The sequence below is a fragment of the Anaerohalosphaeraceae bacterium genome (assembly GCA_035378985.1).
Taxonomy (GTDB): Bacteria; Planctomycetota; Phycisphaerae; order Sedimentisphaerales; family Anaerohalosphaeraceae; genus JAHDQI01.
The window spans coordinates 66,702-80,471 of record DAOSUR010000003.1 but is presented as its reverse complement, the minus strand read 5'-3'; the positions used below and the strand labels follow the sequence as shown (position 1 = coordinate 80,471).

Below are 13,770 nucleotides of genomic sequence, written 5' to 3'. Positions count from 1 at the left end.
CATTCTTGCTGGTTTGCTTGAGGGGTTATCGATTCATGGTTTGGTCGATTGTCTTAAGAAACTCCGTCAGGTATTTGTCGTAATGCGGGCCGGCCTGGTTTCGCGTCTGGACGATAATCAGACGGTTTTCGAGGTCCACGCGAAAGACAGCGGAGGAGGCGGCTCCATGGCCGACAACACGGGAGCTGAATAGATACGCTCGGCCGGTTTTATCGGCATCCGGGTTTTCTGCGGGCATCCAGGTCATTCCGATCCCCCAGTCTTTCTGGACAGCGGGATAATACGTATTTAAAGGACAGGGCAGAAGCCGCTGGAGGGTTTTTTCGGAGAAGAACCGTCTGCCGCCGCAGACGCCGCCGTTGAGGATGAGCTGGCCGATGCGGGCGATGTCCATCGGGGTGCTGGTAGAGCAGGTGGCCATATCATCAAGGACGGTATGGCTCATCCCGAGGGGCTCAAAAATCTGTTCGTGCATCAGCCGAAAAGCGCTTTTGCCGGCAATCATCTCCATCGCTTTGCCGGCCAGGTCATACCCCATCCCGTTGTATTCATGCACTTGCCCGACAGGCAGCTGCGGGGCGGCCAGGGCCAGAGCATTTTCAAGCCAGGGATTGTGCATCCCGCCGAATTCGTAATGACCGCTCAGGCCGGTTGTATGGGTAAAACAGTGACGGAATGTGACGGCTTTGGGACCTTCGACAGACCAGTCCGGCAGAAAAACACCAACGGGCTGGTCGATGTCGGCCAATCCCTGCTCGACAAACTGGGCGAAAAGCATTCCGCTCATCAATTTTGTGATAGAAGCCATGAACATCGGGGTATCCACGGTCATGGGGGTGCCGTCCGGCAGGGAACCGAAGGCCTCATGAAAGAAGATGACTCCGTTTCGGGCCAGCAGGACGGCAAAAGGCTCGCGGCTTTCTTCGTACCATTTTTGACAGAGCTGACGGATTTGCTGGGGGGCGTCCGGGCTGAAACCGGCTTCCTGCGGGGAGCCGGGCCGAAGCTCAACCGACGGTTCCTGAGTCGGCGGCGGGGGCAGCAGTTTCCGGGCCGGCTCGGAAAGGTTGAGGATTTTTCGCTTCAATTGCAGGTGGAGTTCATCGTTGGCGATTTCAGGTGTGCGGGCTTTGGGGGGCAGATAATCAAATCGCTCCGGTTCGGAGAGAAAACCCAAAAGAACAGGACCGTAAGGGTCGGATTCGAGGAATTCTACAAAGGCCTTTCCGGCCCAGGCGGCAAGGAGCGTCTGGTTGGCCTCCCAGGCAGAGCGGGACAGCCCCAGATTCTCCAAGAAATCGACTTGAGCATGAGGTTTGCCGTGCCAGGGGTGCCACCAGGGACGGGAACGATTATAAAGGACAAAACGGGTATCATTTCTCCAGGGATGCGAATTGGGGGGGATTGCATAAAACGTGGCTGAATGTCGGATGAGGTGTCCGTCCGGCAGTTTCAATTCGGCATAGGCCAGATAACGACCGGATTTTTGACAGGAAACTGTTTCATTCAAGGCACTGTCAAACCAGCGGACGGAAGGTTTTTCCGCACCGGTCAATTTCTGGACTAAATAGCTGTCAGACCACATGAGGGCCGGGAAAGAGCCGCCGGCTTCAAAAAGATAACCCCATTTGCTTTCCGGGACTAAAGCCAGATTTTGAAGGGACCGAATTACCTCGGAATCAAGATTAGCGATGTTTTGAGTACGGGTTGCAGAAAGTGACTCACTCTGTTTTTGAGCAAAAGAAACATAACAATCTGTATAAAAAAGACTTACAAAAGCAATAAGGGTGAAAAACCTGGGTTGGCGTTTCCCGCAAGCATCTGTCATGTTAAAAAACCTTTCATTCTTTAAAAGAAGTAAAGTACTTTATCAGGTCATTATAGGCGTTTTTTATCAAAAGAAAAGAGTTTTTTGGAATCTTTTTTGAAGAAATCTCAAAAAAACTGAGGAACTCGGCAAAAAACAACGGAAGAGCAAGAATTTATGTAAGATATTAATATATATCGACTTATGATTTTTCTTCTTTTAGGTTTCAGTAAAGTATTTTATTATCGGAGCTGGACAGAAAGATTTGTAAATGCTTTTTTCTCAACGAATTGCATTTGATTTCTTAAAAATTTTTAAAAAATGCAAAAAATTATTGACAAATATCTTATTTTGATGATAAAGTACTTTAGTAGTTTTTGAGTTTTTTGAAGGGAAAAGGAATGAAGAAACCATCCATGCCGCAACTGAAAGACATCGCTTCCGCCGCCGGCGTATCTATGGCGACTGCGTCCATCATCCTTCGAAACGGAAACGGGCGTTTTGCGGAGGAGACTCGACAGCGGGTTCTGGAGGTGGCCAAACGGCTCGGCTGGCGGCAGAACCTGCTGGTGCAAAGCATTCAGACCGGCAAGACACGCACGATTGGGGTTTTGATCCCGCCCTTTGACTCGTACTGGACGAACGTACTGACCGGAATCCATCAGGTGCTGACCGAAGCGGATTATATGCCGATTACCTTGTGGGTTGGGGATGGGGAACGGTTTGCGGATGACGGACAAGGGCTTGAGCAGATTCACAAACTGGTGGACCGGCGTGTAGAAGGGATACTGGTCTGGCCGGACTTTGCGGCCTCTTATAAAGATTATTTCCGTGAACTGATTGAGCGGGGCATCCCGCTGGTGGTTGTAGACCATGCTTTGGAGGACTGCCGGCTGGCGGATTCCGTTCAGACGGACGAAGAACTGGGCGGCCGGCTGGTGGCGGAACATCTGCTGAATCTGGGACACAGGAATATCGGATGTCTTACTGAATTTGAAAAGGATGCCCGAAGCTGGCAGCTCCGCCGGCAGCGGTATTTTGAGTTTGCGCTGCGAACGCTGGCCCCCGATGTGCGGTATCGGGTGTGGCACCTGAAAGAGGAAGGGGGCAATGCGATTCAGCTGGCTAAGGAAATATTGCTGATGAAGGACCGTCCGACGGCGATTTTTGCCGAGACGGACCATTTGGCTTATGATTTGTATCTGGCGGCGGCGGATTTGGGGGTTCGTATTCCCGAAGACCTGTCGGTAGTCGGCTTTTCCGATTTGGATTTTTCCCGACAGATGCGTCCTCCGCTGACGACAGTTCGTCAGAACGGCATTGAGGTGGGCAAGTGCGCCGGCCGGGCCATTGTTCAGCGCGTTGAAAAAGAAGTAACAGGACCAGCGGCAACCATTCGGGTCAGCTGCGAATTAATCGTTCGGAATTCTACGGCAAAACCTTCTTGTTAGGTGAAAAAATGCTTTTTGTTGATCGGCAGGAAAGGAGAATGATGATGAAGAAGAGTTTGAGGATGCAGTGGATTGTGAGCGTCTGTTTGGCGATACTTTTCTGCGGGGCGTCGATGGGGGCTCAGAAGGTGATTGAGTGGAAGTTTGACGGCAGTCTGGCCGACAGCAGCGGCAATGGACTGGATGGGATTGCGTTTGGGACGCCCGCTTATACGGCCGGTGTGAGCGGACAGGCCTTTGTGTCAGACGGGACGAATTGCGTGTACCGAACCGGCATCAGCACGGCACTGCTGCCGGTCCTGGCTGCGGATACCTGGAGCGTCAATGTCTGGGTGTATCCGACGGAAAATCCGCGAGACTGGCGGACGCTTTGGTGTTTGGGTGAGAAGCCGGATGCGAGCAAAAACTCGCGGGCTGTTTATGCGTCCGGCTATGTCGATTATGGCGGACTGATTACGTTCGTCGGAAGAACAACCACAGCAACCACCTATATTTCTTCGATGATTCCCTGGGATATTAACCAGTGGCAGATGATTACAACGACTTACGACGGGCGGATTGTTCGCATTTATAAAAACGGTGTTCTGATTGCGATGAGGAATACGACATTCATGGATGCACCGGGAGAAGTTCGGATTCCTTCCAATCCCTGGAATTCCTATGATTTCTTCATCGGACGGTTTGATGAGTTCACGGTCTGGCGGGGCGTCCTGACGGCGGATGAAATCCGGAATCTGATTGTTCCGGGGGTTTTGGCGGAAGTTCCGACCACCCGTCAGGTGGCGTATTACAAGATGGAGAATCCATCCGGCTTTGTGATGCCGGATTATTCCGGGCTGGGCAATAACGGACAACTGTGGGGATATACGGACCCCATTTCGGATTGGCTTGCCGAAGGATACAGAGGGGATGCTTTGTTGTTTGACGGCCACCAGAAGATTGATTTGCCGTTTTGTGTTTCCCAGCCGGTCAATTATACGGTCAGTTTCTGGTTCAAATCCGGCGAGCAGCCGTATTGGACAGCGTTTTATTCGGAAAAACAGGTGTCTGATCCCGGTGGCGGACTGGCGAAAGGTACACAATTTCTGATTCGTGCCAACAATGCAGAACTTCAGGTCATCAGCAAAGAAAGAGATTATAATACGTTATTTTTGATAAAAGCAGACGCCTCGGCCTATCTGGACGGACAGACGTGGCATCATTTGGCGGTCGTTGCGGACGGCGAGGCAGCGAAGGCAACGTTATATTTGGACGGGCAGGAATTCGCCTGGGCGGATTATCCCCGCAGCTCTCACAAAACCCGAACGCTGTCTGCGGCTATCGGCTACAGTTGGGCGGATGATGGATTTCTGGGGGAATGGGGAGAGCCCTATATCGATGAAGTGACGATTTGGAATGGGGCCCTTACTCCGGCGCAGATTCAGGCGCTGGCAGCCCGTTCGAATCTCAATAACGACCTGAAAGTGGATATGACCGATGCTGCCGCGGTCAGCGCAGACTGGATGGAAGATACCGTTCTGGATCCGGGCGAGTTGCTGGTGGCCGATGATATGGAAGGGACGCTGGACCGCTGGAGTGTTTATGCCAGCCCCCGCTACAGCGGCACAGGCACCATCAGTCAGACGAGCAATGCGTATGCGGGCAATTACGCCCTGCGGTGGGATTATGTGCTGCCGGCGACATCTCCGGCGGACCCGAACAATTACACGAGCATCCTTTATGACTTCGGACAGGTGAAAGATTTGTCCGGTTTTCAGAAGGTTTCTCTGCGGCTGTATCGGCATCAGAATAACAGCGAGGAAGATATTCTTTTCCTGAAGTTTATCGATGAAACTATGCAGGTTAAAGCGGAGCAGTGGATTGTCGGAAGCGGCGCGACGGTCCAGCCGGTTGATCAGTGGTCCGAATGGGTGATTGACCCGAATTCGCTTCTGGGACCCGGCGGTGTCGGCACAGCAGACGAAGGAGACTTGACGGAGATTCGCTATATTCTGATTGGTACCGGCAGCAGCGATCGGACGGACGCCCGTTCAGGCCGAATCGATATCGATGAGTTCAGGTTTATCCGGGAGCCGGTTTGTTCGGGAATCCCGCAGGCGGATTTGAACAAGGACTGCAAGGTGGATATGGATGATTTGTTTATCCTCGTCGAGGAATGGCTGCTGGGGATTCAATAAAAAAATTCTCGGAGGGCGGGGCGGAAAAGGAATCCGTTCCGCTTTCCGAAAAGACAAAATCAGGAGAGATAATCATGCGAATTCGAAAGGCCTTTACATTAATTGAGCTGCTGGTGGTGATAGCGATTATTGCCCTTCTGCTGTCGATTATCGTCCCCTCCCTTTATAAAGGACGCGAATTGGCACGGATGGCGGTCTGCGGGACCAATCTGAAATCTTTGGTGATGGCGGCACGGCTCTGGGCGGATGACAACAACGGATATGCAGTGGCGCTGAAATGGTGGCGAGACCCGATGCACACCCACCCTAACGGGCAGGTGGAAGACAATTCCAAGGTTTCACTGATGCCGTATCTGGCCGCCTCCATCAAGAACAAAGGCGATTCTCTGGTCTGTCCGAGCGCTGCAAATGTCAAATTTTATGCGTTGAGTGAGGATTACCAAACCCAGGGACATGAGCAGACTTTTACCTATGCCGTAAACGGGTATATGGTTCTCAATTACAACAATCGAACGCCCGGAGTCATTGACGGTCCTCGCTATGATGAGGTGGGCAGCGGACGCGAGAACGGTCCGCGAACGGCCAAAGGCGGGTATATGTACTGGGATGAGCGGGGGTCCACCAAACTGTCCACGATTCGCAATCCGGCACGGACGACCTATTTTATGGACCATGAATATTATTTCATCGCCCGCTGGTTTTTTGACCCGACTCGGAAACCGGAAGAGATTCAGAGCGACCAGCGGTTTTGGTTCCAGACCCGGTGGCATCAGAAACGTCCTGCGGATATTTACGGCATCGGGATGATCGGCTGGGTGGACGGGCATGTGAGCCGCGAGCCGAGGGACTTTGCAGAGGTTGTGCCGAACAGTGAATCCGGACGCCGCTGGACGATGTACTTCTACGGCCAGTAGCGGCTGCTTTCCGGCCGATTCGGAGGAGCGGGAAGGTGTTTTGCCCTAGAGTCATCCTGGTTCGTCTGCTGATGCTTTGCCTGCCGGCCGCAGCCGCAGGCGGGGCGGAGGTGACGTTCGATGCTGATACGGTCTCGCATCCGTTCGGCGGTCTGGGGGCGCAGATTTGGGCCGGCGACAATTCCATCACACCGCTGCTGACTTCGCTGAAGATTCGCTATGTGCGGCTGGAGGCGACTCCGAATTGGGCCTCCGTTTCGCAGACGCCGCCGACCGACGGGCTTCGCTCTTCCTTTGACCAATATGTGGCTGCTAATTACGGCTCCTCTCGGCTCAGTGCTATGCAGAATACCTGTCAGCTCCTTCGCCAGCTCGGAATTGCCGCGGTGTTTAATCAGTTTCATTATCTTTCTGCGTGGAGAAACGTCTGGGGGGCTTTGAAACCGGAACACCACCAGGATGTTGCCCTCTTGTGGGGGGCGCAGCTGGCTTATCTGCGGTCTTATGGAATTGTGCCGGAGTATGTGGATTTGTTCAACGAGCCGGAAGGGACGTGGAACTGCCGGGTGCCGCCGGAACAGTATAACGATGTGCTCAAGCGGGTCCGGCAGGAACTCAATGAGCGGGGCTTTGAATCCGTTCAGATTGTCGGGCCGGGGCTGGCCTATCTGGACCATAACGGCGGCGGGGCTCTCTGGGTGGGGGCGCTGGATGAAACAGCCGTCGCTTCCTTAGGGGCGTTTGCGACTCATGCCTGGGATGAGACGTTCCTGCAGGGGTGCGGGCCCGAATTCCTGCGGCAGCGGTGGCAGCCGTTTTATGCAGCGGTACGAGCGAAAGACCCGCTGGGACAAAAGCCCATATTTGTAACGGAGTATATGACCGGCAATCGTATTTTCCACGGGGTTGAGTATCCTTCGCCCGGTTCTGCTTACACTTATTCGGCGTCGGACACGGTTCCGTTTGCCGTTCGGGTGTTTGAGAACACGCTTTCACTGCTGAACGGCGGGGCGTCGGTCCCCTTTGTCTGGGAGGCGGCCGATCAGAGCTGGTCGGATTCAGGCTGGGGGCTTCAGCGCCGGGCGGCGGACGGAAGCGTCAGGCGGCCGGTTTATTATGCTTTAAGGATTTTGACGGATTTGGTTCCGCCCGGGGCTCAAGTCCTGTCGGCAGGACCGCAGGAACAGGGGATTTACTGTGCGGCGTTTCGTTATGACAAAGGGATTGTTTTGGCGGCGGTGAACGGTACGGAAAGCTCGCAAAGCCGTCTCGTTCGCCTGAACAGCTCTCAGCCCAAAGAATGGGTTTGTGCGCTGAGTTATTCCGCGGAGGGAATCGGGGACGGAAGCCGTTTTCTTCATTTGGCCGAACCGAATTTGATAGAACTGACTCTGCCGTCTGATACGGTGCTGACGGCGGCCTTTGAATTTTCGCCGAATCAGCCGCAGAAGGTGCTGGAATGGAAATTTGAGGGCAGCCTGACGGATTCCAGCGGCTGGGGGAATGATGCAACAACAGCCCAGGGCGGTTTTCGGTTCGGCAAAGGGCGAATCGGGCAGGCCCTGTCGCTGGACGGCACGGAGGTCTTGATTGAGTTGGTGAATGGAGCCAATCTGCCGCTGAATGCCGACGATGACTGGTCGATGAATCTGTGGGTTCGTCCGAATGCGTCGATTTCCATCGGCGGAGATTATCATGCGCTGGCACTGGCGGCCTTCGGGACGAACAGCTGGTCCAAAAACGGAAACGCCCGAAGCATCGGCAACTGGGGATGGGGAAAGGGAATCAGTTTTTACAGCACGACAATGGTGCCGACGTATGCAAATGTTCCCTACGATGCGGGCGTCTGGCAGATGATTACGATCACCTATGAACATGCTCTCTGGCAGCAGCAGGGCACGGATACTACGGGCCAGGCCCTGAAGATTTATAAAAACGGAAATCTCATTGCTTCGTTTAACCCGCAGGGACGATACTACACGGGGGGATTTCGCACGGCGGATAACCGTGTTTCCATTCTGCCGGTAATTCCGGACCAGGCGCCGAGGCGGTTTGCAGGAAAGCTGGATGAGTTTGCAATCTGGAAGGGAGTTTTGTCGCCGGCGCAGATTCTGGGGATGGCGGTTCGCCAGATGCCGGCAGCGGATTTATCCGGAGATGGAGAAATTGATCTAAACGATTTGCAAGTGCTGTGTACTTATTGGCTTGAGGAGGGTTCTGACTATGCGGCAGACTTGAATAACGACGGAATTGTCAATTGGGAAGATTTTCGTGTGTGGAGTGTGTGGAGAAATAATCCGGAAACCTTTTAACCTTTTTTGGAGGAAAGAAAGATGAAGAAGTGTTTGGCAATTTTGATGGTTTTGGGCTGTATCGGTCTTGTTCAGGCGACGTTCGTGACGGTTGTGGATAACTTTGAAGGATATGCCGACAGCGCGGCTTTGAATGCGGCCTGGGTGGTCAATCCGAATTCAAACATAACCAGCGAAACACTCGAATCAGTACTGAACGGCAAGTGTATGCTGATTCAGAACAATCAGAACTCGCCCTATTATGCTCAGACCAAGTATGCTTTGCCGGGGGCTGTATGGCAGGTTCATGGGGTTAATCTGACCTATCCGGGATATTATATGATTAAGATGACCTTCGCGGTTCCCAAAAACGATGGCGTTGCACCGTGGGGGACACTGGGCGGTTCCGGCGGCGATGTGTTCCTGAGCATGTTTGACTGCTGGGGACAGAAGGTGTTTGGAGCCAGCTACCCCGGCGATGTGACCCCCAGCGGCACAGGGTGGCCGAATGGGATAGTCTGGGAGATGAATTTTGCCGACTATACGGTTCCGGGAATGAATCTGGAGAACGTGATGTATATCACAGTTGGGTATGATAAGACGTATTATGGCACCGGAGCCCTTTTTGTGGACGACATTACTCTGGTTGGGATTCCGGAGCCGGCTACATTGGCTCTGCTGACCGTCGGGGGATTGATGGTTCTGCGCCGCCAGCGGTAAAAGATCCCGAATTGTTTGATGACTGAACTGAAGGCAAAAAGCCGTCTTTCCAGATGGCTTTTTGCTTTTTTAAATGGTGAGAAATCGCTTTTTCTGAAAAACGGGGTACTTATAAAAGATATAACGGATGTATATAGTCCAGAGTAGGGTGCATCAACAAGGGTTTTGATCTGGAAAAGTGATTTTTTTGGTAAAAAAGAATCCTTTGGGGATAAATAAGTTGAGAGGGAGAGGGACTGTCAAAGGGAATCGTGTAAATGCAGGAAGAAAAGGAACAAAATCAGGAGCAGTTTTTGCGTCTGCTGATGCTGAATGATAAGCGAATTTACGCTTACATCTTATCCTTTGTCCCGAATGCAGCGGATGCGGATGATATTATGCAGGAAGCGTCAGCGGTGATGTGGCGGAAATTCTCCTCTTTTACCCCCGGGATGGATTTTGTGGCGTGGGCTTTAACGATTGCCCGGTACCAGATTCTTTCCTATTTCAAGAAAAAAAAGAGCAGGAAACTCTGTTTAAGTGAGGCCCTTGCCGAATCGCTCGAACAGGAGGTTGTCCGGGCACTGCCGGAGATGGACCTGCGGATTGGTGCAATGAAAAAATGCATTGATAAACTTACCCAAATGGATCGGTATATTCTCAAGCTCCGGTATGAGAAGGACTTAACACTGGAAAATATCGGGGCGCATATTTCCAAGTCCACGCGGGCGACTTATTACGCTTTGGTTCGAATTCATCGGTTTCTGCTTCAGTGCATCAAACAAACTCTTGCCGAGGAGGCGGCTCGATGAGTTCTTTGCCGAATGAATTCTATGACTGGGTTTTGGCGGAGCTCTACGGGCTGGCAACCGACGAGCAGACCTCTCAATTGTCGGCTCTTCTGGAAACGAGTCCCCAAGCCCGTCGGGAATACATCGATTTTCTTTGTGTGTATGCGCATCTCCATCGGCGAAAAGGGGCTTCTTTGTTCCTCGAAGGGACGCCGGATGATTCTCTTCTGAATGAAAACACTTGGCAGCTTCTGGCGGAAGAGGAAAAAAAGGCAGAGGCGGTATGTGTGGAGCGCTCTCCGGAAGAGCCGGTTCGCGCGGCGGAGGCTCCGACGGTTTCTGTACGGACTCCTGTGAGCAAGTTTTCCGTCTATTCGCTTCTTGCATCTGCAGCGGCTTTGATTTTTCTGATTGCTTACGCATATCTTTCTCCGCTTCGAACCAATGGAGTAACGGTCGGACGTCTGCAGCGGACAGTCAATGCCGTATGGCGGGATGCAAGCGGCCGTCATCTGTCCGACGGCAGTGAACTCTATCCGGGGCCAATGCATCTGGTTAAAGGATTGGCGGAAATTGTTTTGGAAGGGGGGGCAACGGTTCTTGTGGAAGGACCGTCTGCCTTTACACTCGAGACCCCGGTCCAGATGTACCTTCAGGAAGAACGCATTGTCGCATCGATGAAGGGGGCGGGAAAACAGGCCTTTGTGGTGCGTTCTCCGACAGCCAGTTTGGTGGACTATGGAACAGAGTTCGGCGTCTACGTCCAGCAGAATGGACAGACGGAAACTTATGTCTATGAAGGGTCTGTCCAAATCCGCGATTCTTCGGACCCGGTGAAGTTTGCTAAAAGTATGCTGCTGAAGGCCGGTCAGGGAGCGGCGGCGGATGAACAGGGACGGCTGGCGGCAAAAGCCGTGAATCCCTATCATTTTGTTCGTCCTTCGGAGGCGGAGGTCTTCGAGCAGGCATCCAAAATCGGCGGCTATTACCGGTGGCGTTCGTGGGTGTACCGGCTGCATCGGGAAGACCCCTCTCTGGCGGCGCATTACTTTTTTGAACGGGATTCGAACAATCCGGAGCGGCTTATCAATGCAGCCGGCGGCGGAGCCGAGCGGGAGGGGGTATTTGGAGATGTCAGTCGAAATAAACCCGCTTGGGTCAGCGGACGCTGGCCGCAAAAAGAGGCAGTGCGGTTTGAACGGGGGAAAAATCAGGTTATTTTGATTGGACCTCAAGCGGGTCTTTCGTTTGGGTCGCCGCTGACGATTTCGACATGGGTCTATTTCCCGGACAATCAGCATTGGGGCGGGCACTTGATTTCCTGCCGAGAAAAACATCGGGTGAATTATCAGTTTTCCCTGTTTGATGACCGGTATGTTTACAATTATCAAAAGACTCGGTTTGAGTTTCGTCAGTATGACGGGGCGGGGAAAGCAGGTTTTTACAGCCAGCCGTTCGTGCCGCAAAGCGGAGTTTGGTATCATTTTGCGGCGGTGTATGACGGAAAAGAACTTCAGATTTATGTGAATGGAGATTTGTTCCAGACGGCTCCCTATGAAGGGCTGAAGGAGACAGAGCCGGCGGAGATTATTTTGGGGGCGATGAAGATTGACGGGTATGTTCTGCCGGAGGGAGATTTTGACGGGGTCGTGGATGAACTGATGATTTTCCGCCGGTGTTTGACGAGCGGGGAAATTCGGGAATTGTATGAGAACGGTAAACCGTAACTTGACTGAGGAAAGAGAAATGAAGAAGGTGTTCAAGTCCGGCCGTCGCGGGGGGTTTACGCTGATTGAACTGCTGGTTGTGATTGCAATCATCGGGCTGCTGCTGTCGATCATTATTCCGGCGATTGGGAAGGCCAAAGACATCTCCAAGCGGATTGTCTGCAGCAGCAATATTAAGCAGATCGGTGTAGCCCTGCGGACCTACAGCCAAAGTTATAATGACAGGCTGATTCCAATGTATCACTTGGGCGGAAACTATGCAGGGAATCAATATGACCCTTCGGCGTCCGGCACAAGCGGCGGTGTGACTAATGTAAAGCCGCAGCCGTATAATGCGGTCATTACCCATCAGGGCAGTCTGCTGCTGAGCAACAGCCGGCCTCGCCCGTTTCATTTGGCGGTCTTATATGATTTGGATTATTTTACCGAGCCGAAGGCCTTTTATTGTCCGGCTCAGCCGCGGATCACGGATTATCCGTATCCCTATTATTATGAAGCGTACACCGAGCGGGGCTCCTGGGGGACCTATGTGCCGACCTACGGCGGACATGCTTTTGTGAGGACATCCTATAATTACTGGATTTACGATAAGAAGTTTTTCAGTCAGTTGGGCATTCGGCCGGTGGTAGTGGACAACCTGCAGGAATGGGAGGTGATTCCGCATCGGCAGAATCGCAGCCTCAGTTCCGCTCCGCAGGGCGTTTCCGCCCTGTTTGGCGACGGACACGTCAGTTTCTGTATGGACCGGAATATTTTCAGTGCAGAGACGTGGAACAACCGAAATCGTGCCGGGGATGGATATTCCAACGGTCCGGGAGATGATGTGCAGACATTTGAGAAGATTTTGCGGGCGATTCAGGGAGACCAATAACAGCGTAAAAAACCGTGTGAAGTGTGGTGTGTGCGTAGTGAAGGTGTGGACCAATCCGTCTTTGTGAACCTGCCGCAGGGCGGATGAAACCAAATAGGCAGGTACGAAAAATGTGGAGGAAAGATGATGAAAAAGATATGTGTTTTGGTCTTGGCTTTTTTGGCAGTTCCGGCGTTCTCAGACGTGATTACGCTGACAGCCCCGGATACTCTGGGGCAGTCTTCCTTTAACAGCGGGCTGCATTGGAGCGACGGCCAGCCGCCGAATGCGGCCAATGATTATGTAGTGAGCATTGCTCAGCTGCGGACTCCCGCGGATGGAGGCAGCTATGTTTTCGGCGGCAATTCGCTGACCATTAACACCGGCGGGATTCTGATGTACAAAGGAACCGGTACGGCCGGCAGCATCACGGTGAATAATCTCATCGGCAATGGGGGCAGCGTAATTGACCATCGCAATGGTGTGGGAGATGTCTGCAACTTGTATGGAAACATCTCTATTATTGCGGATTCGGTGATGTATGCCAAGCAGGGGCCGATTAATGTCTATGCAGCCATCAGCGGCAGTGCCAAAATTACGAACACCGGGTCGGATGGAGCCGGCAGGACCCTGACGTTTTATTCGTCGGCCAATACGTTTACAGGAAGCATCGTTAACAACGGACGGTTTGTGCTGGCGGATGATGCTGTGCTGCGGTTTGTGATTGGCGCAAGCGGCGTCAATAACAGCATTTCAGGGACCGGTCCCCAAAATGATTTCTATGGGGATTTTATCTTCGATTTGAGCGGAGCGGGAACGAATGTAGGAGACAGCTGGACAATCGTCAGCACGTCTGCGAAGACCTTTGGTTCTACCTTTAACGTAGTCGGGTTTACGGATGTGGATGGACTGATCTGGAAAAAGCATGCCAACGGCGTCTTTTATCAGTTTGATGAGTCCACCGGTGTGCTGAGCGTGATTCCGGAGCCGGCTTCGATGATGCTGCTGGGACTGGGCGGACTGCTGTCTGTGTTTCGGAAACGGTAAGAAGTGCCGGAGATGA

Annotated in this window: 10 protein-coding genes; 9 read left to right on the top strand and 1 reads right to left on the bottom strand. The window is 52.7% G+C overall.

Annotated elements, in window-relative coordinates:
• Positions 1-25: 25 nt before the first annotated feature.
• Positions 26-1,585: a serine hydrolase gene (locus tag PKY88_03810; GenBank protein HOQ04322.1), complete on the bottom strand. Its 1,560-nt coding sequence runs from the start codon at positions 1,583-1,585 to the stop codon at positions 26-28.
• Positions 1,586-2,208: 623 nt separating this feature from the next.
• On the opposite strand from PKY88_03810, the gene PKY88_03805 reads away from it, so the two are divergent.
• From PKY88_03805 to PKY88_03765, 9 genes are all read left to right on the top strand, one after another.
• On the top strand, positions 2,209-3,258 hold the full coding sequence (locus PKY88_03805) for a LacI family DNA-binding transcriptional regulator (protein HOQ04321.1): 1,050 nt from the start codon (positions 2,209-2,211) through the stop codon (positions 3,256-3,258).
• Between the two features lie 38 nt (positions 3,259-3,296).
• Positions 3,297-5,435 carry a LamG domain-containing protein gene (locus tag PKY88_03800; protein ID HOQ04320.1) on the top strand — a complete coding sequence of 713 codons (2,139 nt, stop codon included), beginning with the start codon at positions 3,297-3,299 and terminating at the stop codon, positions 5,433-5,435.
• A 74-nt stretch (positions 5,436-5,509) separates the two neighbouring features.
• Positions 5,510-6,349 (top strand): type II secretion system protein, encoded by an 840-nt coding sequence (locus PKY88_03795; protein ID HOQ04319.1) that lies wholly within the window; start codon positions 5,510-5,512, stop codon positions 6,347-6,349.
• Positions 6,350-6,384: 35 nt separating this feature from the next.
• Positions 6,385-8,661, top strand: coding sequence for a hypothetical protein (locus tag PKY88_03790; protein ID HOQ04318.1), 2,277 nt, complete (start codon positions 6,385-6,387; stop codon positions 8,659-8,661).
• 21 nt (positions 8,662-8,682) lie between these two features.
• Complete coding sequence (locus PKY88_03785; GenBank protein HOQ04317.1) at positions 8,683-9,360, top strand: PEP-CTERM sorting domain-containing protein; 678 nt, start codon at positions 8,683-8,685, stop codon at positions 9,358-9,360.
• A 257-nt stretch (positions 9,361-9,617) separates the two neighbouring features.
• Complete coding sequence (locus PKY88_03780; protein ID HOQ04316.1) at positions 9,618-10,151, top strand: sigma-70 family RNA polymerase sigma factor; 534 nt, start codon at positions 9,618-9,620, stop codon at positions 10,149-10,151.
• Positions 10,148-11,857, top strand: coding sequence for a FecR domain-containing protein (locus PKY88_03775; GenBank protein HOQ04315.1), 1,710 nt, complete (start codon positions 10,148-10,150; stop codon positions 11,855-11,857). The genes PKY88_03780 and PKY88_03775 overlap by 4 nt, the downstream gene beginning before the upstream one ends.
• 19 nt (positions 11,858-11,876) lie before the next feature.
• On the top strand, positions 11,877-12,728 hold the full coding sequence (locus PKY88_03770) for a prepilin-type N-terminal cleavage/methylation domain-containing protein (GenBank protein HOQ04314.1): 852 nt from the start codon (positions 11,877-11,879) through the stop codon (positions 12,726-12,728).
• A 123-nt stretch (positions 12,729-12,851) separates the two neighbouring features.
• Positions 12,852-13,754 (top strand): PEP-CTERM sorting domain-containing protein, encoded by a 903-nt coding sequence (locus PKY88_03765; GenBank protein ID HOQ04313.1) that lies wholly within the window; start codon positions 12,852-12,854, stop codon positions 13,752-13,754.
• The last annotated feature ends 16 nt before the right edge of the window (positions 13,755-13,770 follow it).

Coding starts and splice junctions, on each gene's coding strand:
- PKY88_03810 (HOQ04322.1), bottom strand. CDS start 1,585: ATGTGGTCTGACAGCTATTTAGTCCAGAAATTGACCGGTGCGGAAAAA.
- PKY88_03805 (HOQ04321.1), top strand. CDS start 2,209: ATGAAGAAACCATCCATGCCGCAACTGAAAGACATCGCTTCCGCCGCC.
- PKY88_03800 (HOQ04320.1), top strand. CDS start 3,297: ATGATGATGAAGAAGAGTTTGAGGATGCAGTGGATTGTGAGCGTCTGT.
- PKY88_03795 (HOQ04319.1), top strand. CDS start 5,510: ATGCGAATTCGAAAGGCCTTTACATTAATTGAGCTGCTGGTGGTGATA.
- PKY88_03785 (HOQ04317.1), top strand. CDS start 8,683: ATGAAGAAGTGTTTGGCAATTTTGATGGTTTTGGGCTGTATCGGTCTT.
- PKY88_03780 (HOQ04316.1), top strand. CDS start 9,618: ATGCAGGAAGAAAAGGAACAAAATCAGGAGCAGTTTTTGCGTCTGCTG.
- PKY88_03775 (HOQ04315.1), top strand. CDS start 10,148: ATGAGTTCTTTGCCGAATGAATTCTATGACTGGGTTTTGGCGGAGCTC.
- PKY88_03770 (HOQ04314.1), top strand. CDS start 11,877: ATGAAGAAGGTGTTCAAGTCCGGCCGTCGCGGGGGGTTTACGCTGATT.
- PKY88_03765 (HOQ04313.1), top strand. CDS start 12,852: ATGATGAAAAAGATATGTGTTTTGGTCTTGGCTTTTTTGGCAGTTCCG.